Annotated in this window: 13 protein-coding genes; 11 read left to right on the top strand and 2 right to left on the bottom strand. The window is 66.2% G+C overall.

Features of this window, described 5'->3' with window-relative positions; translation table 11 throughout:
- The first annotated feature begins 20 nt into the window (after nucleotides 1-20).
- Nucleotides 21-875 carry a helix-turn-helix domain-containing protein gene (locus BRAD285_RS25285; RefSeq protein WP_139020690.1) on the top strand — a complete coding sequence of 285 codons (855 nt, stop codon included), beginning with the start codon at nucleotides 21-23 and terminating at the stop codon, nucleotides 873-875.
- Here BRAD285_RS25285 and BRAD285_RS25280 read toward each other — a convergent pair.
- The gene (locus tag BRAD285_RS25280; protein ID WP_006614095.1) at nucleotides 865-1,602 is read right to left on the bottom strand and encodes a carbonic anhydrase; all 738 of its coding nucleotides are present in this window, start codon (nucleotides 1,600-1,602) and stop codon (nucleotides 865-867) included. The two genes, BRAD285_RS25285 and BRAD285_RS25280, sit on opposite strands and share 11 nt — an antisense overlap.
- A 360-nt stretch (nucleotides 1,603-1,962) precedes the next feature.
- Here BRAD285_RS25280 and murC point away from each other — a divergent pair, with 360 nt between their 5' ends.
- The 10 genes from murC (at nucleotide 1,963) to ligA (ending at nucleotide 16,611) form a co-directional block, all read left to right on the top strand.
- The gene (gene murC / locus BRAD285_RS25275; protein WP_006614094.1) at nucleotides 1,963-3,366 is read left to right on the top strand and encodes a UDP-N-acetylmuramate--L-alanine ligase; all 1,404 of its coding nucleotides are present in this window, start codon (nucleotides 1,963-1,965) and stop codon (nucleotides 3,364-3,366) included.
- A 4-nt stretch (nucleotides 3,367-3,370) separates the two neighbouring features.
- A complete protein-coding gene (murB, locus tag BRAD285_RS25270; protein WP_006614093.1) occupies nucleotides 3,371-4,294 on the top strand; it encodes a UDP-N-acetylmuramate dehydrogenase in 924 nt (307 codons plus the stop codon).
- Between the two features lie 67 nt (nucleotides 4,295-4,361).
- On the top strand, nucleotides 4,362-5,351 hold the full coding sequence (locus BRAD285_RS25265; RefSeq protein WP_006614092.1) for a D-alanine--D-alanine ligase: 990 nt from the start codon (nucleotides 4,362-4,364) through the stop codon (nucleotides 5,349-5,351).
- A 291-nt stretch (nucleotides 5,352-5,642) separates the two neighbouring features.
- Complete coding sequence (locus tag BRAD285_RS25260; protein WP_006614091.1) at nucleotides 5,643-6,692, top strand: cell division protein FtsQ/DivIB; 1,050 nt, start codon at nucleotides 5,643-5,645, stop codon at nucleotides 6,690-6,692.
- Nucleotides 6,689-8,008, top strand: a complete 1,320-nt coding sequence (gene ftsA, locus BRAD285_RS25255; RefSeq protein ID WP_006614090.1) for a cell division protein FtsA — start codon at nucleotides 6,689-6,691, stop codon at nucleotides 8,006-8,008. The genes BRAD285_RS25260 and ftsA overlap by 4 nt, the downstream gene beginning before the upstream one ends.
- A gap of 90 nt (nucleotides 8,009-8,098) precedes the next feature.
- A complete protein-coding gene (gene ftsZ, locus BRAD285_RS25250; RefSeq protein WP_006614089.1) occupies nucleotides 8,099-9,943 on the top strand; it encodes a cell division protein FtsZ in 1,845 nt (614 codons plus the stop codon).
- Between the two features lie 345 nt (nucleotides 9,944-10,288).
- On the top strand, nucleotides 10,289-11,248 hold the full coding sequence (gene lpxC, locus BRAD285_RS25245; RefSeq protein WP_006614088.1) for a UDP-3-O-acyl-N-acetylglucosamine deacetylase: 960 nt from the start codon (nucleotides 10,289-10,291) through the stop codon (nucleotides 11,246-11,248).
- 400 nt (nucleotides 11,249-11,648) lie between these two features.
- On the top strand, nucleotides 11,649-12,539 hold the full coding sequence (locus BRAD285_RS25240; protein ID WP_006614087.1) for an outer membrane protein assembly factor BamD: 891 nt from the start codon (nucleotides 11,649-11,651) through the stop codon (nucleotides 12,537-12,539).
- A 126-nt stretch (nucleotides 12,540-12,665) separates the two neighbouring features.
- A complete protein-coding gene (gene recN / locus BRAD285_RS25235) occupies nucleotides 12,666-14,339 on the top strand; it encodes a DNA repair protein RecN (protein ID WP_006614086.1) in 1,674 nt (557 codons plus the stop codon).
- Nucleotides 14,340-14,448: 109 nt separating this feature from the next.
- Nucleotides 14,449-16,611, top strand: coding sequence for an NAD-dependent DNA ligase LigA (ligA, locus tag BRAD285_RS25230; protein ID WP_006614085.1), 2,163 nt, complete (start codon nucleotides 14,449-14,451; stop codon nucleotides 16,609-16,611).
- A 12-nt stretch (nucleotides 16,612-16,623) separates the two neighbouring features.
- On the opposite strand, the gene BRAD285_RS25225 is transcribed toward ligA, so the two are convergent.
- Nucleotides 16,624-17,901 (bottom strand): multidrug effflux MFS transporter, encoded by a 1,278-nt coding sequence (locus BRAD285_RS25225; protein ID WP_006614084.1) that lies wholly within the window; start codon nucleotides 17,899-17,901, stop codon nucleotides 16,624-16,626.
- Between the last annotated feature and the right edge of the window lie 22 nt (nucleotides 17,902-17,923).

Raw genomic sequence — 17,923 nt, 5'->3', positions numbered from 1 at the left:
GGAGCGCGCGCAGGCTTGGCATGACCCGAGTGACGCAGTCGCAGCACGATCCGATGCGCCTGCGGCATCATCCGTCCTTCGTCCCGGTCTTCGTCAGCTTCTGCGACCAGTTGGTCGCGCCGCTGCGCGGCCAGCGCCTGATGATCAAGCTGTTCGGGCAGCGCGCCCCGACCGAGATCGCCGCGCATATCGTCATGATGCATGTGTCGGCCCGCGACGCCACCGAGCGTCCGACCCTGACTCGGTTGCAGGCACGGCTGCCGGGCTCGCGTCAGACGGCGGTCTTCGTTGCGATGCTGCGTGGCCTGTCGCTGGTGAAGGTGGAGCGCGATTCCGACGATGCCCGCATCCGCTATTTGATTCCCGGGCCCGTCATCCTCGAAGGACTTCGTGGCTGGCTCGCCCTCCACCTCGATTGCCATGCCCAGTTGACGCGGGGCGAGCGATTGAGCCGGCGTCTGCACGGCGACGACACGTTCTTCGTCGAGATGATCCGGCAATGCGCGACATGGCTGTGCCGCGCCAACCGCCCGCTGACGAATTTTCCCGATCTCGCCTGGACCGACGAGCATGACAGCGGCATTCATTTGGCGCTGACGCTCGTCGCGCGCTCTGCTGCTGGCCGGGCCGCTGTCGACGTGTCGACCGCCGAGCTTGCGGCCTCGCTCGGTGTGTCACGCTCGCATATCCGCAACCTGCTTACGGCGATGGAAGGGCGCGGCCTGCTGCGCTTCGACGAGCGGCGCCAGCGGTTGTCGCTGACGCCGGGTTTCGTTGAGTCGGTCGAGGCTTGGTTCTGCCATCAGATCTGCTGGCTGGCGGCGGCCGGCGAGCGTGCCGATCGCGCGCTGCTGGCGTCCGGCGTCAGAGCGTGACGACGCGGCCGGACTCGATGTCGTAGACGCCGCCGATGATCTTCACCTTGCCGTCGGCAACCATGCCGCTCACGATCGGCTTGGCCTTGGACAGGCGCTGGACGTTGTGACGGACGTTCTCCTTCGTCGCCTCTGCCAGCAGATCCTGCGGCTTCCTGGCGATCGCGGCCTCGACCCCGGGCTTCAACGCGTTCACCAGCTCCGGCAGATGGCCCGGCAGCTTGGTGCCGTCCTTCAACACCTTGATCGTGGCGTCGACGGCGCCGCAGCCGCTATGGCCGAGAACGAGCACGAGCGGAATGCCGAGGAACTTCACGCCATATTCGAGGCTGGCCAGACCGTCGTCATTGACGAAATTGCCGGCGACGCGGACCACGAACAGCTCGCCGGGGGCCTGATCGAACACCAGCTCCGGTGCGACGCGGGAATCGGCGCAGCTCACGATCGCCGCGATCGGATATTGCGCGGTGGCGCGCGCGGCGCGTCCGGCGGAGAAATCCTTGTTGTCGAGATTGCCGGCGGCGTAGCGCGCATTGCCGTCCATGATCCGCTTCAGTGCCTCGTCGGCGGAGATGGCGTTGGGCGCGGGCTCCTTCGCGTCCTTTTTAGGATCCTTGGCCCAGGCGGTGCCGGTGCCGAGCGTGGCTGCGGCGAGCAAGCCGGCGCCGCTGCCGAGCAGCCGGCGGCGGGACAGGAGGGAAGATTCGGTTTCACACAGCGCGCACATCGTCGGGTCACTCCATCGGCATTGCACGCGGCGCGTGTGGCCGCGGCTGGAAGAGCGCCATGCCACGACGGTGCGCGGAGTGAACGCGCAAAAACTGCAGGTATCGGGCTGACCCCGTCCGGCCTCGGGTTGCACTTAATGAATCGTGAAAAATCGCGAGGCGAGGACAGGCAGCTCCCAGGATTTGAGGGAGCGGAGCCGGAAAATCGGCCAAAGTCAGGCGGTTGACCCTCGATTTGGCGATTTTTGCAGTCGAAGCGGGCTTGTCCCGGTCGGCCATGTCTTGCAAGAAGGGCCGGTGATTCGCGGCCGCTCGCCCTCCGACGGGCGCGGCGGAGCCCCCCTTGAGACGAGACGCCCATGAGATTGCCGCGCGAAATCGGACCCATCCACTTCGTCGGGATCGGCGGCATCGGCATGAGCGGCATCGCCGAGGTGCTGTGCAATCTCGGCTACACGGTGCAGGGCTCGGACGCCTCCGACAACGCCAACGTCGCGCGGCTGCGCGAGAAGGGCATCACCGTCAGCGTCGGCCATAAGGCGGAGAATGTCGCGGGCGCCGACGTTGTCGTGGTCTCGACCGCGATCAAGCGTGACAATCCCGAGCTGATGGCGGCGCGTGCCCAGCGCATTCCGGTCGTGCGCCGGGCCGAGATGCTGGCCGAGCTGATGCGCCTGAAGAGCTGCGTCGCGATCGCCGGCACGCATGGCAAGACCACGACGACCTCGATGGTGGCGGCGCTGCTCGATGCGGGCGGGCTCGATCCGACCGTCATCAATGGCGGCATCATCAATGCCTATGGCACCAATGCGCGGCTCGGCGGCGGCGAATGGATGGTGGTCGAGGCCGACGAGAGCGACGGCACCTTCCTGAAACTGCCGGCGGATGTCGCGATCGTCACCAATGTCGATCCCGAGCATCTCGATCACTTCAAGACCTTCGACGCCGTGCAGGACGCGTTCCGCGCCTTCGTCGAGAATGTCCCGTTCTACGGCTTTGCCGTGATGTGCATCGATCATCCGGTGGTACAGGCGCTGGTTGGGAAGATCGAGGATCGGCGCATCATCACTTATGGCGTGAACCCGCAGGCCGACGTCCGCCTCGTCGATCTCACGCCGATGGGCGGCGGCTCGTCATTCAAGGTCGTGTTCCGCGACCGCAAGAGCGGCGCGACGCACGAGATTGCCGACATCGCGCTGCCGATGCCGGGCCGGCACAATGCCTCGAACGCGACCGCGGCCATTGCGGTCGCCCGCGAGCTCGGTCTGTCCGACGAGGCCATCCGCAAGGCGATCGCCGGCTTCGGTGGCGTCAAGCGCCGCTTCACCCGCACCGGCGAGTGGAACGGCGTCACGGTCATCGATGACTACGGCCATCACCCCGTGGAGATCGCCGCCGTGTTGAAGGCGGCGCGCGAATCCACCAACGGCAAGGTCGTCGCCGTGGTGCAGCCGCATCGCTACACAAGGCTGCAGTCGCTGTTCGAGGAGTTCTGCACCTGCTTCAACGACGCGGATGCCGTCGTGGTCGCCGACGTCTATCCAGCCGGTGAAGCACCCATCGAAGGCATCGACCGCGATCACTTCGTGCTCGGCCTGCGCGCTCACGGCCATCGCGACGTGCTGCCGCTGCCCAAGGCCGCCGACCTCGCCGGCATCGTCAAGGACCTCGCCAAGCCAGGCGACCTCGTCGTCTGCCTCGGCGCCGGCAACATCACGCAATGGGCGTACGCGCTGCCGAACGAGTTGAAGGCGCTGGGGTAGGGCGGTGAGCTTTCTCGACATCACGCCCGATCTCAAAGCCGCGATGCCGGAGCTGCGCGGTCGGCTGCTTGCCAATGAGAGTCTCGCGCCGCTCACCTGGTTTCGCGTCGGCGGTCCGGCGCAGGTGCTGTTCACGCCTGCGGATGCAGATGACCTCGCCTACTTTCTGAAGCACCTTCCAGGTGAGCTTCCGGTCTACGTCATCGGCGTCGGCTCCAACCTGATCGTACGCGACGGCGGCGTGCCGGGCGTCGTGATCCGGCTGGCGCCACGTGCGTTCGGTGAGGTCAAGGCCGACGGCGAGATCGTCACCGCCGGCACGGCCGCGCTCGACAAGCGCGTCGCCGAGATCGCGGCTTCGGCTGATCTCGCCGGCTTGGAGTTTCTGTTCGGTATCCCCGGCACCATCGGTGGCGCGCTGCGCATGAATGCCGGCGCCAATGGCGGCGAGACCAAGGATATCCTGGTCGAGGCGACCGCGATCGACCGCCAGGGCGGGACTCATCGCTTCACCAATGCCGACATGAAGTTCACCTATCGTGCGAGCGGTGTCGACCCTTCGCTGATCTTCACCGCCGCGCGATTCCGCGGGAAACCCTCAGCGACGGAGGCGATCCGGGCGCGCATGGCCGAGGTGCAGGCGCATCGCGAGACGGCGCAGCCGATCCGCGAGAAGACTGGCGGCTCGACCTTCAAGAACCCGCCGGGTCATTCGGCCTGGAAGCTCGTCGATGCCGCCGGCTGCCGCGGCCTTAAGGTCGGCGGCGCACAGGTCTCGGAGATGCACTGCAACTTCCTGATCAACACCGGCAATGCCACCGCCGACGACATCGAGACGCTCGGCGAGACCGTACGCGAGCGCGTCAAGGCGACTTCCGGCATCGAGCTGCAGTGGGAAATCAAGCGGATTGGAATCAAAGCGAGCTGACGCTCGCCGGTTCAAGTGAAGTCCTGGAGTCCGCGACCGCGTTTTGAGATCAATCGAGAAGTCATTGATGCGCACCACGATTCTGTTCGGCGGCACCAACAAGGAACGCCTCGTCTCGGTCGCCAGCGCCAAGGCGCTGCATGCGGCGCTGCCGGAGGCGGACCTCTGGTTCTGGGACGCCGACGACAGCGTGCATGAAGCGAGCGGGACGGCGCTGGTCGCCCATGCCAAGCCGTTCGAGGAGCCGTTCACGGCCGACGGCCAAGGGATCGGCACGCTCGCCGCGGCGCTCGATCGTGCCCGCGCCGAGGACCGGCTCCTGGTTCTCGGCCTGCATGGCGGACGCGCCGAGAACGGTGAGCTTCAACTGATGTGTGAGATGCGCGGTGTGCCGTTCACCGGCTCGAGCTCGGCGTCCTCTCACCTTGCCTTCGACAAGGTTGCGGCCAAGCGGTTCGCCGTGCTCGGCGGCGTGACGGCAGCCGCTGGTGTCGCGCTTGAAAACGCCGAGGCCGCGCTCGCCCAATACGGCAAGCTGATCGCCAAGCCGGTCAAGGACGGCTCCAGCTTCGGGCTGATCTTCGTCAACGCCAAACAGGACCTCATTGCCGTGAAGGCGGCCGCCGCGACCGAGGACTATCTGATCGAGCCGTTCGTCACCGGGACGGAAGCGACCTGTGGCGTGCTCGAGCAGGCGGACGGCTCGCTGATCGCGCTGCCGCCGATCGAGATCCTGCCCGCCGACGGCGCCTTCAACTATTTCGCGAAGTACTTGGCCGCTGCGACGAAGGAGATCTGTCCGGGACGCTTCAGCCCGGAGGTCACGGCGGCGTTGCAGCGAGAGGCGATCAAGGCGCATCGCGCGCTGTCCTGCGGCGGCTACTCGCGCACCGACTTCATCGTCTCGGCCGAGGGGCCGGTCTATCTGGAGACCAACACGCTGCCCGGTCTCACCGCCGCCTCGCTTTATCCGAAGGCGCTCGCGGCCCAGGGCATCCCCTTCGCCGACTTCCTGCAGCAGCAGATCGCCTTGGCGGAACGCCGCGTCGGCCGTTAACAAACGTGCGGTAGTCGCACCGGAGGAACCCGGCCCGGCGTCCTCCGGTGGTTCCTGTAACCCGTAAAATGCTTAAGAATTCCGAGCAAGGTCCTCATAAATCGGAGAAAAAAATCATCTCTCCGGACCTATTTTACTTTTTGTTTACCAGGACGTCCGAAGGTTAACGCTGGCGCCTCAGTGGTGCTCGGCTGCCGGGTCGTGACCTCGTCATTGCGATGGTCGCCAGCCGCCGGGACCGTGGCGTGGGTCCGCGAGTATTGCGGGCGCAACAGTTGATGAGCTCGTGCAATGGATGGTGCAGGACGCCTCGCTCGATCGCAGAGGCCTCAAGCGAACCTCAAAGCCGCTGCCCTTGGCGCGGCAATCCTGCTGCGCGAGTATGTCTCAGCCCGTCTGCCGCGAGTGAAGTTCGCGCGCGCAGGCAAGAAGCAGCCGCACCGCGGGCAGCCCGTCCCCCGAGATCACCGGTCAGCCCCGCTCGCGCCGCTGGTCGAGCGCGAAGCGCCGCCGCGCGTCGTCGACCTGGTCGAGCGCTATCTGCCGCGCCGGCTCGGCACCGTCGCGACGGTCGGCCTGCTGTTCGGCAGCGTCTGGCTCGGCATCGTCAAGGGCGGCCACGCCCAGGATGTCAACGCAGCGCTGTCCGACACCCGCAATGCGCTCGCCAATGCGGCCGGCTTCCGGATCACCGCGGTCGCGATCAACGGCCGCAAGCAGCTGACCCAGGACGAGATCCTCGCGATTGGCGGCGTCTCCGGCCGCTCGTCGCTCTTGTTCCTGGATGCCGCCGCCGTTCGCGACAAGCTCAAGGCCAATCCCTGGATCGCCGAAGCGACCGTGCAGAAATTCTTCCCGAACCAGCTGCAGATCGACATCGTCGAGCGCAAGGCGTTCGCGCTGTGGCAGCAGGAGGGCCGCCTCTCGGTCATCGCCGACGACGGCGCCGTGCTCGAACAATATGTGTCGCGCCGCTTCCTCACTCTCCCGCTCGTGGTCGGCAAGGGCGCCGAGAGCCGGGCGCGGGATTTCCTGGCGCTGCTCGCCCGTTATCCGCAGGTGCGTGCCGTGACCAAGGCCGCCGTGTTCGTCGGCGAACGCCGCTGGAACCTGCGCACCAAGGACGGCCTCGACATTCGTCTGCCCGAGAACGACGTCGGCAATGCGCTGGCGACGCTGAGCCAGCTCGACCAGGACGACAGACTGTTCTCGCGCGACATCGTCGCCATCGATATGCGGCTGTCCGACCGGCTGACGGTGCAGCTGTCGGACGACGCCGCCAAGGCGCGCGACGATCTGTTCAAGGACAAGAAGTCGAAGAAGAAAGCCGGTGACGCATGACCGGCTTTGATCGCCAGACTCCGAAGACCCGCCCGATGGGCCAGAAGCGCACCGCGCTGGTGGCCTCGCTCGACGTCGGCACCAGCAAGATCGCCTGCATGATCGCGCGGCTGAAGCCGGCGCCGCCGAGCGACGCGCTGCGCGGCCGCACCCATGCTGTCGAGCTGATCGGCTACAGCCAGATCCAGTCACGCGGCGTCAAGGCCGGCGCGGTGGTCGATCCCGTGGAATGTGAGCAGGCGGTCCGCCAGGCCGTCGCGCTCGCCGAGCGCATGGCCAAGGTAAGGGTCGAGTCCGTCCTGCTGCCCGTCGCCGGCGGCCGGGTGATGGGACATTTGATCGAGGCGACTTCCGATATCCGCGGCGGCGCCGTGACGCAGGCCGATGTCAGCCGCGTGACGTCGACCGGCATGCATCATGCGACCGGCGAGGGGCGGGCGGTGCTGCACGCCCTTCCGGTCGGCTACACGCTCGATGGCGTGAAGGGGATCCGCGACCCCCGCGGCATGCTGGCGCGACAGTTTGGTGTCGACATGAATGTCGTCACCACGGATGCCACCGTCGCCAAGAACCTGATGCTCGTGGTCGAGCGCTGCCACCTCAACGTCGAGGCGATGGCGGCGAGCCCGTATGTTGCCGGGCTTTCGGTCCTGACCGACGACGAGGCCGATCTCGGCGCCGCCGTGGTCGAGATGGGGGCGGGCACGACGACGATCGCGATCTATTCCGGCGGCCGCTTCGTCCATGCCTCCGGATTTGCGCTCGGCGGGCATCACGTGACCATGGATCTTGCGCGCGGACTATCAGCGTGCATTGCAGATGCCGAGCGAATCAAGACGTTATATGGCACGGTGCTGACTGGCGGGTCCGACGCGCGTGAGTTGATGTCTGTTCCGACGGCCGGTGACAACGAGCGGGATGTTCCGCAGATCGTGTCCCGCGCCACCATCGCGAACATCGTCAGGCACCGCGCAGAGGAGATTTTTGAAATGGTCCGCGACCGGCTGAAGGATTCGCCCTTTGCGGCAGAACCCAAGGCGCGCGTCGTCCTCAGCGGTGGCGCCTCCCAGCTGACGGGTCTGGTCGAGCTTGCGACCCGGATCCTCGACCGCCCGGTGCGGGTCGGCCGTCCGCTCGGCTTCGGCCGTCTTCCCAACGAGGCCAAGAACGCCGCCTTCGCGGTGCCCACCGGGCTCCTGGTCTATCCGCAATACGCGCATCTCGAACACGTCGAACCGCGGCATACGCGGCAGGTCGGGACAGGAACCGACGGCTACTTCGGAAAGGTCGGACGATGGCTACGCGAGGGCTTCTGATGACCGCTTTCCACCCCATGCGAATTCCAACAACACCACCCACGGCCGGCGGCCGGGGCGAACCCACGCGCGCGTGATCGAGAGGCAATCATGGCACTCACTATTACCCCTCCTGATATCCACGAGCTGAAGCCCCGGATCACGGTGTTCGGCGTCGGCGGCGCGGGCGGCAACGCCGTGAACAACATGATCACGGCCGGCCTGCAGGGTGTCGACTTCGTCGTCGCCAACACCGACGCGCAGGCGCTGACCATGTCCAAGGCGCAGCGCATCATCCAGATGGGCACCCAGGTGACGCAGGGCCTCGGCGCCGGTTCGCAGCCGGATGTCGGCGCTGCCGCTGCGCAGGAGGTGATCGACGAGATCCGCGATCATCTCTCCGGCGCCAACATGGTGTTCGTGACCGCCGGCATGGGCGGCGGCACCGGTACCGGTGCTGCTCCGGTCATCGCCAAGACCGCGCGCGAGATGAACATCCTGACGGTGGGTGTCGTCACCAAGCCGTTCCACTTTGAGGGTGCGCGCCGCATGCGCACTGCGGAGTCCGGCATCTCCGAACTGCACAAGGTGGTCGACACCTTGCTGATCATCCCGAACCAGAATCTGTTCCGGGTCGCGAACGAGAAGACCACCTTCGCCGACGCCTTCGCGATGGCCGACCAGGTGCTGTATTCGGGCGTCGCCTGCATCACCGACCTGATGGTCAAGGAAGGTCTGATCAACCTCGACTTCGCCGACGTCCGCGCCGTCATGCGCGAGATGGGCAAGGCGATGATGGGCACCGGCGAGGCCTCGGGCGAGAAGCGTGCGCTGACCGCGGCGGAAGCTGCGATCGCCAACCCGCTGATCGACGATTCTTCGATGAAGGGCGCCCGCGGCCTCTTGATCTCGATCACCGGCGGCAAGGACCTCACGCTGTTCGAGGTCGACGAAGCTGCGACCCGCATCCGCGAGGAGGTCGACCAGGACGCCAACATCATCGTCGGCGCCACTTTCGACGAATCGCTCGATGGCCTGATCCGCGTCTCCGTCGTTGCCACCGGCATCGAGCAGGCGCAGTTCAACCGTGGCGTCACGACGACTGCACAGCCGGCGGCGGCTGTCGCTCCGATTGCCGCCGCCCCGACCGCTCACGCGGGTCTTCCTGAAAGCCGTCTCGCCGACCTGACCGCGCGCTTGCGCGCCGACAATCAGCGGCTGGCGGAACGCGCTGCCAAGCTCGAGCAGCAGGCGTCGCAGGCTCCGGCCGTCGCGCAACCGGCGCCCGCGCCGGTGGCTCCGGCGCCGCGTCCGGCTCCGAATCTCGAGCGCGACACCCTGGCCGCCGTGGCTGCCGCCATGGCGAACGAGCCTGCACCGGCTCCCGCTCCGGTGCCGACCGCGGCGTCCTATGGCGATGTGACCGTGCGTCCGATCGCCCAGAAGCCGTCGCTGTTCCCCGAGCCGGAAGCCCAGCGCGCCGCGCCGGTCGAGCCGGCTGCTCCGCCGGAGACCTTCATCCCGCAGGCCGCCGAGCGGGTTCCCACCCGTGCGCCGCGCATGCCGAAGTTCGAGGACCTGCCGATGCCGGCTCAGGCCGAGATCCGGCAGGCGAGGGGTGACGAAGGCGAGGAGCATCCGCAGAAGACCCGGATGTCGCTGCTGCAGCGTCTCGCCAATGTCGGCCTCGGCCGTCGTGACGAGGAGAGTGAGCCGCCGATGTCGGGTCGCTCCGCCGCTCCAGCGATGCCGCAGATGCCGCCGCTGCCGGAACGGAAGCCGCAGCGGAACGTTGCCCAGCAGGTCGCGAGTCACGAATCGCCTGTCTCTGAGTACGCACGCCGTCCCGCTCCGCAGGGGCTGGACGTCCATGGCCGTCCCGCGCCTGTGGCCCCCGCGCCACAGGGCGACGACCATTTGGATATCCCGGCCTTCCTGCGCCGGCAGGCAACCTGAGAATTGTTACAGCCCTGATGGTGCTGAACAGGCCCGGCTCGCGAGAGCCGGGCCTTTTCAATGGACGTTCGGGAACCCTGAATGGTCGTTCAACTAACTGATTTTAAATGATTAATTATTCTTTCGGTGTTTGGATGCGGAACGCGGAGGGTTAAAGCCACGTTCCAGTTTGGTTAAGGGTTGGCGCGAATACGGCAGAGATGGGGTAACAATCCGTAAAGAAGCGTGAGTTGGCGCTCTTTGGGGCTCTCGTTAAGTTCTGCCGTGACTTGGGGATGCCTGAAAATGAGTCGGTTCGCGAGGGGCGGCCGATGGGGGTTCAGGCGGGGTCTTGGGCGGTCGTCGATGAAATTCAGCCGGCAAACAACGCTTCGTTCGCAAGCCACCGTCACGGGTGTAGGCGTCCATTCGGGTGCGCCGGTCAGCCTGACGATCGGCCCGGCGCCGATCGACACCGGTATCGTCTTCCTTCGCACCGGCCTCGATGGCGCCGACCGTGAGGTCCAGGCCGCCTTCGGATCGGTGATCGCCACCGAGCTCGCAACGGTGCTGGGTGACCGCAACGGCCCGCTGGTCTCCACCGCGGAGCACATCCTGGCCGCGCTGCGCGGCATGGGCGTCGACAACGCCCTGGTCGAGGTCGATGGCCCGGAAGTGCCGATCATGGACGGCAGCGCCGCTCCGTTCGTTGCCGCGATCGACCAGGCCGGCATCATCAACCAGTCCGCTCCCCGCCGTTACATTCAGGTGCTGAAGCCGGTTCAGGTGACGATGGGCGCCTCGATGGGCGAGCTGCGTCCGAACAGCTCGGGCTTCCGCGTCGAGGTCGAGGTCGACTTCGCCAACTCGGTCATCGGCCGTCAGGCCTATCATTTCGAGCTCAATCCGGAACGCTTCCGCCGCGAGATCGCGCGCGCCCGCACCTTCGGCTTCATGAGCGATGTCTCCCGTCTCTGGAATGCCGGTTTCGCACTGGGGTCGTCGTTCGACAACACGCTGGTGTTCGACGAGGAGCGTCTGCTCAATCCGGAAGGTCTCCGCTACGCCGACGAATGCGCCCGCCACAAGGTGCTGGACGCGATCGGCGATCTGGCGCTGGCCGGCCTGCCGATGCTCGGCACCTACCGCTCTGTCCGTGGCGGTCACAAGCTCAACCACGCCGTCCTGACCGCGCTGATGGCCGACCGTAGCGCTTGGCGGCTGGTCGAAGGCGAGACGGTGCGCCGTCCCCGCGTGGCGGCCGAGGTCGTTGGCGGCATGGTCGGTGGCATGATCGCCCCGGCCTTCGGCCCGGACGTGTCCTGAGCTCATTGATCTCGACGAATCGTCAGGTCGTGACAGCTTGACGAGGCCAGAGTTGCCACAGCCGCTTGGGCTTTCTCGTGCGCCCGCGCATCGAGAGTCCCTCATCATTTTCGTTAGCGATTGTTGCCGAGCGCCCGCGGCCAATTTCGGGGCGTCTTCATTTCCCTAGCTTTTCCAAAGGCTTTTCCGTTGGTAACCATGATGCGAGGCGGTAGCCTCGGTCTCGCCTTAATCCGGACGGATTGGCTCCCTATGCGGTTGGTTGACGAAGTGTTTTCAGCTAGAGAGGCCGTGGCAGCGTGATGCGCGCCACAAGCGGGGCTCTTTCCTTCGCGATCATGAGACGATGGTCATGGTGCGCGGCGTAGATCAGATCACAGGCATCGGGTTCCAGAGAAGCATGTCGAACCAGCGTCTCACGCGCGAATTCCCCCATCCCGTCTCGGCCGCTCGCGGCGTTCGACTTGCAGCGTCGATGGTCCTGCTCGCGCTGCCTCTTGCGGGCTGCGGCACCGGCGGTCTCTGGGACAAGTTCCTGGCCAAGGACGACACCTTCGTCGATGAGCCGGCAGACAAGCTCTACAATGAGGGCTTGTTCCTGATGAACGAGAAGAAGGATGTGAAGGCGGCGACCAAGAAGTTCGAGGAGGTCGATCGCCAGCATCCTTATTCCGACTGGGCCCGCAAATCGCTGCTGATGTCGGCCTACGCCTCGTATCAGGCGGGCGACTATGACGGCTGCATCGGCGCCGCCACGCGCTACGTGACGCTGCATCCCGGCAGCCCGGACGCCGCCTACGCGCAATACCTGATCGCCGCTTCGCATTACGACCAGATCCCGGACATCAGCCGCGACCAGGGCCGCACCGAGAAGGCGATCGCGGCGCTCGAAGAGGTCGTGCGCAAATATCCGACGTCGGAATACGCGACCAGCGCCAAGGCCAAGATGGAGGGCGCCCGCGATCAGCTCGCCGGCAAGGAGATGGACGTCGGCCGCTACTACATGCAGAAGCGCGACTACACCGCGGCCATCAATCGCTTTAAGACGGTGGTGACGCAGTACCAGACCACTCGCCACGTCGAGGAAGCGCTGTACCGCCTGACCGAGGCCTACATGACGATTGGCATCGTCGGCGAGGCGCAGACGGCGGCCGCAGTGCTCGGCCACAACTTCCCGGACAGCAAGTGGTACAAGGACGCCTATAATCTCGTGAAGTCCGGTGGGGTCGAGCCGGAGGAGAACAAGGGCTCCTACATCTCGCGCGCCTTCAAGAAGCTGGGGCTCGGCTGAACGCGCACGGGGCCGGCTGAAGTCGGCCTCTCTTTGTTCTCAATTCTTGTTTTGTTCTCGTTTTGCTGCTAAGGTCGAGTCGTTCGCTCAGGGGCATCCTGCCCCGTTTCGAAGGACTTCGGTTCCATGCTGGCGCGACTGTCGATCCGTGACATCGTCCTGATCGAACGACTCGATCTCGAATTCTCCCATGGGCTTGCGGTGCTGACCGGCGAGACCGGCGCCGGCAAGTCGATCCTCCTCGATGCCTTTGCTCTGGCCCTTGGCGGCCGGGGTGACGCAAGTCTGGTGCGGCACGGCGCCGACCAGGGCCAGGTGACCGCCGTGTTCGAGATCGGCAAGGATCACCCGGCCGCGCGGATCCTGGCCGCCAACGGCCTGGATGCCGATGGCGAGATGATCCTGCGCCGCGTCCAGTATGGCGATGGCCGCACCCGCGCCTTCATCAACGACCAGTCGGTGAGCGTGCAGACCTTGAAGGCGATCGGCGCCACCCTGGTTGAGATTCATGGCCAGCACGACGAGCGTGCCCTGGTCGATGCCGCGACTCACCGCCGTCTCCTCGATGCCTTCGCTGGCCTGGAGAAAGAGGTTGCCGGCGTCGAGACGCTGTGGGCCGCCCGGCGCACCGCCGTCACGGCGCTCGACCAGCATCGCGCCGGCATGGAGCGCGCCGCCCGCGAGGCCGATTATCTGCGGCATGCCTCCGATGAATTGAAGAAGCTGGCGCCGAAGGAGGGCGAGGAGACGCAGCTTGCCGCCCGGCGCACCGCGATGATGCAGGGCGAGAAGATCGCCGGCGATCTGCGTGATGCGCAGGATGCGGTCAGCGGCAACCAGTCGCCGATTGCCGCGCTGGCTGCGGCCGTCCGTCGGTTGGAGCGGCGCGCGGTCAGCTCGCCGGCGCTGGTCGATCCGGCCGTCAAGGCAATGGATGCCGCGATCAATGCGCTGGAGGAGGCCGACCAGCATCTGACCGCGGCACTGGCGGCCACCGATTTCGATCCGTTGGAGCTCGAGCGCATCGAGGAGCGGCTGTTCGCGCTGCGCGCCGCCGCGCGCAAATATTCGACCCCGGTCGACGGCCTTGCGGCGCTGGCCGCGAAATACGCCGCCGATGTCGTGCTGATCGATGCGGGCGCCGAGCAGTTGAAGAAGCTCGAAGCCGCGGCAGCGGCAGCCGACGGCCGTTATGCCACGGCGGCGGCCAAGCTGTCGGCGGCGCGCACCAAGGCGTCCGAGAAGCTGAACCGCGCGGTTCATGCCGAACTTGGGCCGCTGAAGCTCGAGCGGGCCAAGTTCATGACCCAGGTCGATAGCGACGCCGATGCGCCGGGTCCGGAAGGCATCGACCGGGTCGAGTTCTGGGTGCAGACCAACCCGGGAACACGGCCGGGGCCGATGATGAAGGTGGCCTCCGGCGGCGAGCTGTCGCGGTTCCTGTTGGCGCTCAAGGTGGTGCTGTCCGACCGCGGCTCCGCGCCGACCCTGGTGTTCGACGAGATCGACACCGGCGTGGGTGGCGCGGTGGCGGATGCCATCGGCGCCCGGCTGGCGCGGCTCGCGCACGGGGTTCAGGTGATGGCCGTGACCCATGCCCCGCAGGTCGCCGCGCGAGCGGACCAGCATCTCCTGATCTCCAAGGATGCGCTCGACCGTGGCAAGCGCGTCGTCACCCGCGTCAACACGCTGGCCACCCTGCACCGCCGCGAGGAGATCGCCCGCATGCTGGCTGGCGCCGAGGTCACCGCCGAGGCGCGCGCCGCCGCCGACCGCCTGCTGGAGGCTGCCGCGGCATAAGTTGAGGGTTCGACCCGAACGCTTTTGGCTCCGCCGCGCGCATTGTGTAAACCGTCCTCCGGGGTGGCCTTCGGGTCGCCCCGGGTTTGACGAGCAGACAGTCCGCAGCATGGCCAAGACAGCAAAATCGACAGCGAAACCCAAGCAGCCCATCGACGTTGCCGACCTCACCAAGGCGCAGGCCAAGGTCGAATGGAAGCGGCTGGCGCTCGAACTCGAAACCCACGACAGGCTCTACTACCAGGATGACGCGCCGAAGATTTCGGACGCGGCGTATGATGAGCTGCGTCGCCGCTTCAACGCCATCGAGACGCGCTTTCCCGAGCTGGTCAGCACGGAATCACCATCGCAGAAGGTGGGAGCCGCTCCGTCCGGCCGTTTCAAGAAGGTCCGGCACGCCGTCCCGATGCTGTCGCTCGACAACGCCTTCGCCGAGGAGGACGTGCGCGACTTCGTCGGCCGCATCGCGCGTTTTCTGAAGCTCGGTGATGACGACCGCGTCGATTTCTCCGCCGAGCCGAAGATCGACGGGCTCTCGATGTCGCTGCGTTATGAGGACGGCGAGCTGGTCACCGCGGCCACCCGCGGCGACGGCGCCGAGGGCGAGGATGTCACCGCCAACATCCGCACCCTCAAGGACGTGCCGCAGAGGCTGCACGGCCGCAACCTCCCGGACATTTGCGAGATCCGCGGCGAGGTCTACATGACCAAGCAGGCGTTCCTCGCGCTGAACGAACGCCAGAAGGAAGCCGGCGACACCATCTTCGCCAATCCCCGCAACTCCGCCGCCGGCTCGCTACGCCAAAAGGATCCGACCATCACGGCGTCACGGCCGCTCGGCTTCTTTGCTTACGCATGGGGCGAGATGAGCGCAATGCCGGCGGAGACGCAGAGCGGCATGATCAAATGGTTCGAGCATTGCGGCTTCACCACGAATCCGCTGACCAGGCTCTGTCACTCCGTCGAGGAGCTGATCGCGTTTCATCGCTCCATCGAGGAGCAGCGGGCCGAGCTCGACTACGACATCGACGGCGTCGTCTACAAGGTCGACCGCATCGACTGGCAGGAGCGGCTTGGCTTCGTGTCACGGACGCCGCGCTGGGGCATCGCCCACAAATTCCCGGCCGAGCGCGCCATGACCGTGCTCAAGGATATCGAGATCCAGGTCGGCCGCACCGGCTCGTTCACCCCGGTCGGCAAGCTGGAGCCGGTCGGCGTCGGCGGCGTCATCGTGCAGAACGTGACGCTGCACAACGAGGACTACATCAAGGGCATCGGCAACAAGGGCGAGGTGCTGCGCGAGGGCCGCGACATCCGGATCGGCGACACCGTTGTGATCCAGCGCGCCGGCGACGTGATCCCGCAAGTGGTCGACGTCCTCATCGACAAGCGCCCGGCCGATGCCGAGGAATTTCACTTCCCCAAGAAGTGCCCATGTTCGCTGCACACCGACGTGGTGCGCGAGGAGACCGCCGCCGGGGAAGAAGGCTCGCGCGCGCGCTGCACCGGCGAGTTCGCCTGTCCCTATCAGAAGATCGAGCACCTCAAGCTGTTTGCCTCGCGCCGCGCTTTCGACATCGACGGACTCGGTGAGAAGCAGATCCAGTTCTTCTTCGATGAAGGCTGGGTCAAGGAGCCCTCGGACATCTTCACCTTGCAGAAGCGCAACGCCAAGCTGAAGCTGGAGGAGGTCGAGGGCTATGGCGAGACCTCGGTGCGCAACCTGTTCAACGCCATCGACGCGCGCCGTGAGATCGCGCTGGAACGCTTCATCTATGCGCTCGGCATGCGCCATGTCGGGGAAACCACCGCGTTGGCGCTGGCGCGCGGCTACGGCTCCTGGGACGCGTTCCACGACGCCTGCCTCAAGGTCGCCGCTGAGGATGAGGAGGCAATCGCCGAGATGGATGCGCTCGACCAGATCGGCGACACCGTGATCAAGAGCGTCGCCGCGTACTTCCGCGAGGACCACAATCGCGGCATCGTCGAGCGGCTGACCCAAGAGGTGAAGATCCTCGATGCCGAGAAGCCCAAGCGCAACTCGCCGATTGCGACCAAGACGGTCGTCTTCACCGGCACACTGGAGAAGATGACCCGCGACGAGGCCAAGGCCACGGCCGAGCGGCTCGGCGCGAAGGTGTCGGGCTCCGTGTCGAAGAAGACCGACTACGTCGTCGCCGGTCCCGGGGCCGGATCGAAGCTGAAGGATGCCGAGAAGCACGGCGTCAAGGTGCTGACCGAGGACGAGTGGCTGCAGCTGATCGGGGAGTAGCGAGCGCGATCCTCACATCAGCCCGGCCTCATCCTCCTCTGCCTGCTCGATCAGCTCCTTCGTCACCGTCACCGGCGTACGCGGGACGAGGAAAATCATGCTGCAGGCGCAGGCCAGCGAGAGCGTCAGCATCGCCGACGTCAGCGGCAGCGTCGTCGCGTAGTGGCCGCCCAGATAGGCGCCGAGCTGCGAGGTCAGCGCGCCCAGGCCCATCTGCAGAAAACCCATCGCGCCGGAGGCGGTGCCGGCAGCGCCCGGCCGGACGCTGATCGCGCCGGCCGCGGAGTTCGCCATTACGAAGGCGTTGGCGAACATCAGCAGCATCTGCGTGCCGAACAGCACGGACGGCATCTGGTTGAACCCGAACAGGCTCCAGGTGAAGTTCAGCGCCGCGCTCGTGAGCTGCAAGATCAGTCCGAACCAGATCAGCCGGTCGAGCGAATGACGCGGTGCGTAGCGGACGCAGAACAGATTGCCGGCGAAATAGGCGAAGCCTGTCGTCGCGAACCACGCGCCATATTCCGCCGACGTACGCCCCATCTGTACCTCGACGATGTAGGGGCCACCGCCGGCAAAGGCGAAGATGATCTGCGACGCCAACACCTGGCACAGCATGTAGCCGAGAAAGGCGCGGCTCCTGACGAGCATGACGACGTCGCGGCGGAAGCTCGCGCCTTCGACGCGGGCAGGGCGGGTCTCCGGCAGCGCCAGCGTCACCGCGACTCCGACCGCAATCGACACCGCTGCGACGACGTAGAAGATGGCATGCCAGCCGAACGCGATCTCGATCAGGCCGCCGGTCAACGGCGACAGCATCTGCGCGATCATCATGACGGCGACGACGAGGCTGATCATCGCGCCGATGCGCTCGCGCGGATAGAGATCGCGGATGATGGCGCGGCTGATCACCATGCCACTGGCGCCGCCGAGCGCCTGGAAGAAGCGCGCCGCAATCAGCTGCGGCAAAGTCTCGGCGAAGATGCAACCGAAGCTCGCCACGATCGAGAGCGCGAGGCCCGCGAGCATCACGGGGCGGCGGCCGAAACGGTCGGACAGCGGACCGAGCAGCAGTTGCGAGATCGCGATGCCGATCATGTAGAACGACACCGTCATCTGCACGACGGAGGCGTCGCGCCCGAATGTGGTCGCGAGCAGCGGCAGCGCCGGAACCAGCAGATACAGCGAGATCGGCGCCAGCCCGGTCATGACGACGAGAAGGACCAGCACGGTGCGCGACGGGACCGCGCGCGTTCCGATCGCGCCCGGCGGTCTGCTGATCATTCCATGCATGGTGCCGCTCAAATCAGGTGAA

Source organism: Bradyrhizobium sp. ORS 285, from assembly GCF_900176205.1.
Lineage (GTDB): Bacteria > Pseudomonadota > Alphaproteobacteria > Rhizobiales > Xanthobacteraceae > Bradyrhizobium.
The sequence above is the reverse complement of the archived record's forward strand: the minus strand, read 5'-3'. Positions and strand labels throughout refer to the sequence as shown.

Bases quoted from the DNA above. Each gene is read 5' to 3' on its own strand.
- BRAD285_RS25285 (WP_139020690.1), top strand. From the start codon at position 21: ATGACCCGAGTGACGCAGTCGCAGCACGATCCGATGCGCCTGCGGCAT.
- BRAD285_RS25280 (WP_006614095.1), bottom strand. From the start codon at position 1,602: ATGTGCGCGCTGTGTGAAACCGAATCTTCCCTCCTGTCCCGCCGCCGG.
- murC (WP_006614094.1), top strand. From the start codon at position 1,963: ATGAGATTGCCGCGCGAAATCGGACCCATCCACTTCGTCGGGATCGGC.
- BRAD285_RS25265 (WP_006614092.1), top strand. From the start codon at position 4,362: ATGCGCACCACGATTCTGTTCGGCGGCACCAACAAGGAACGCCTCGTC.
- BRAD285_RS25260 (WP_006614091.1), top strand. From the start codon at position 5,643: ATGGATGGTGCAGGACGCCTCGCTCGATCGCAGAGGCCTCAAGCGAAC.
- ftsA (WP_006614090.1), top strand. From the start codon at position 6,689: ATGACCGGCTTTGATCGCCAGACTCCGAAGACCCGCCCGATGGGCCAG.
- ftsZ (WP_006614089.1), top strand. From the start codon at position 8,099: ATGGCACTCACTATTACCCCTCCTGATATCCACGAGCTGAAGCCCCGG.
- lpxC (WP_006614088.1), top strand. From the start codon at position 10,289: ATGAAATTCAGCCGGCAAACAACGCTTCGTTCGCAAGCCACCGTCACG.
- BRAD285_RS25240 (WP_006614087.1), top strand. From the start codon at position 11,649: ATGTCGAACCAGCGTCTCACGCGCGAATTCCCCCATCCCGTCTCGGCC.
- recN (WP_006614086.1), top strand. From the start codon at position 12,666: ATGCTGGCGCGACTGTCGATCCGTGACATCGTCCTGATCGAACGACTC.
- ligA (WP_006614085.1), top strand. From the start codon at position 14,449: ATGGCCAAGACAGCAAAATCGACAGCGAAACCCAAGCAGCCCATCGAC.
- BRAD285_RS25225 (WP_006614084.1), bottom strand. From the start codon at position 17,901: ATGCATGGAATGATCAGCAGACCGCCGGGCGCGATCGGAACGCGCGCG.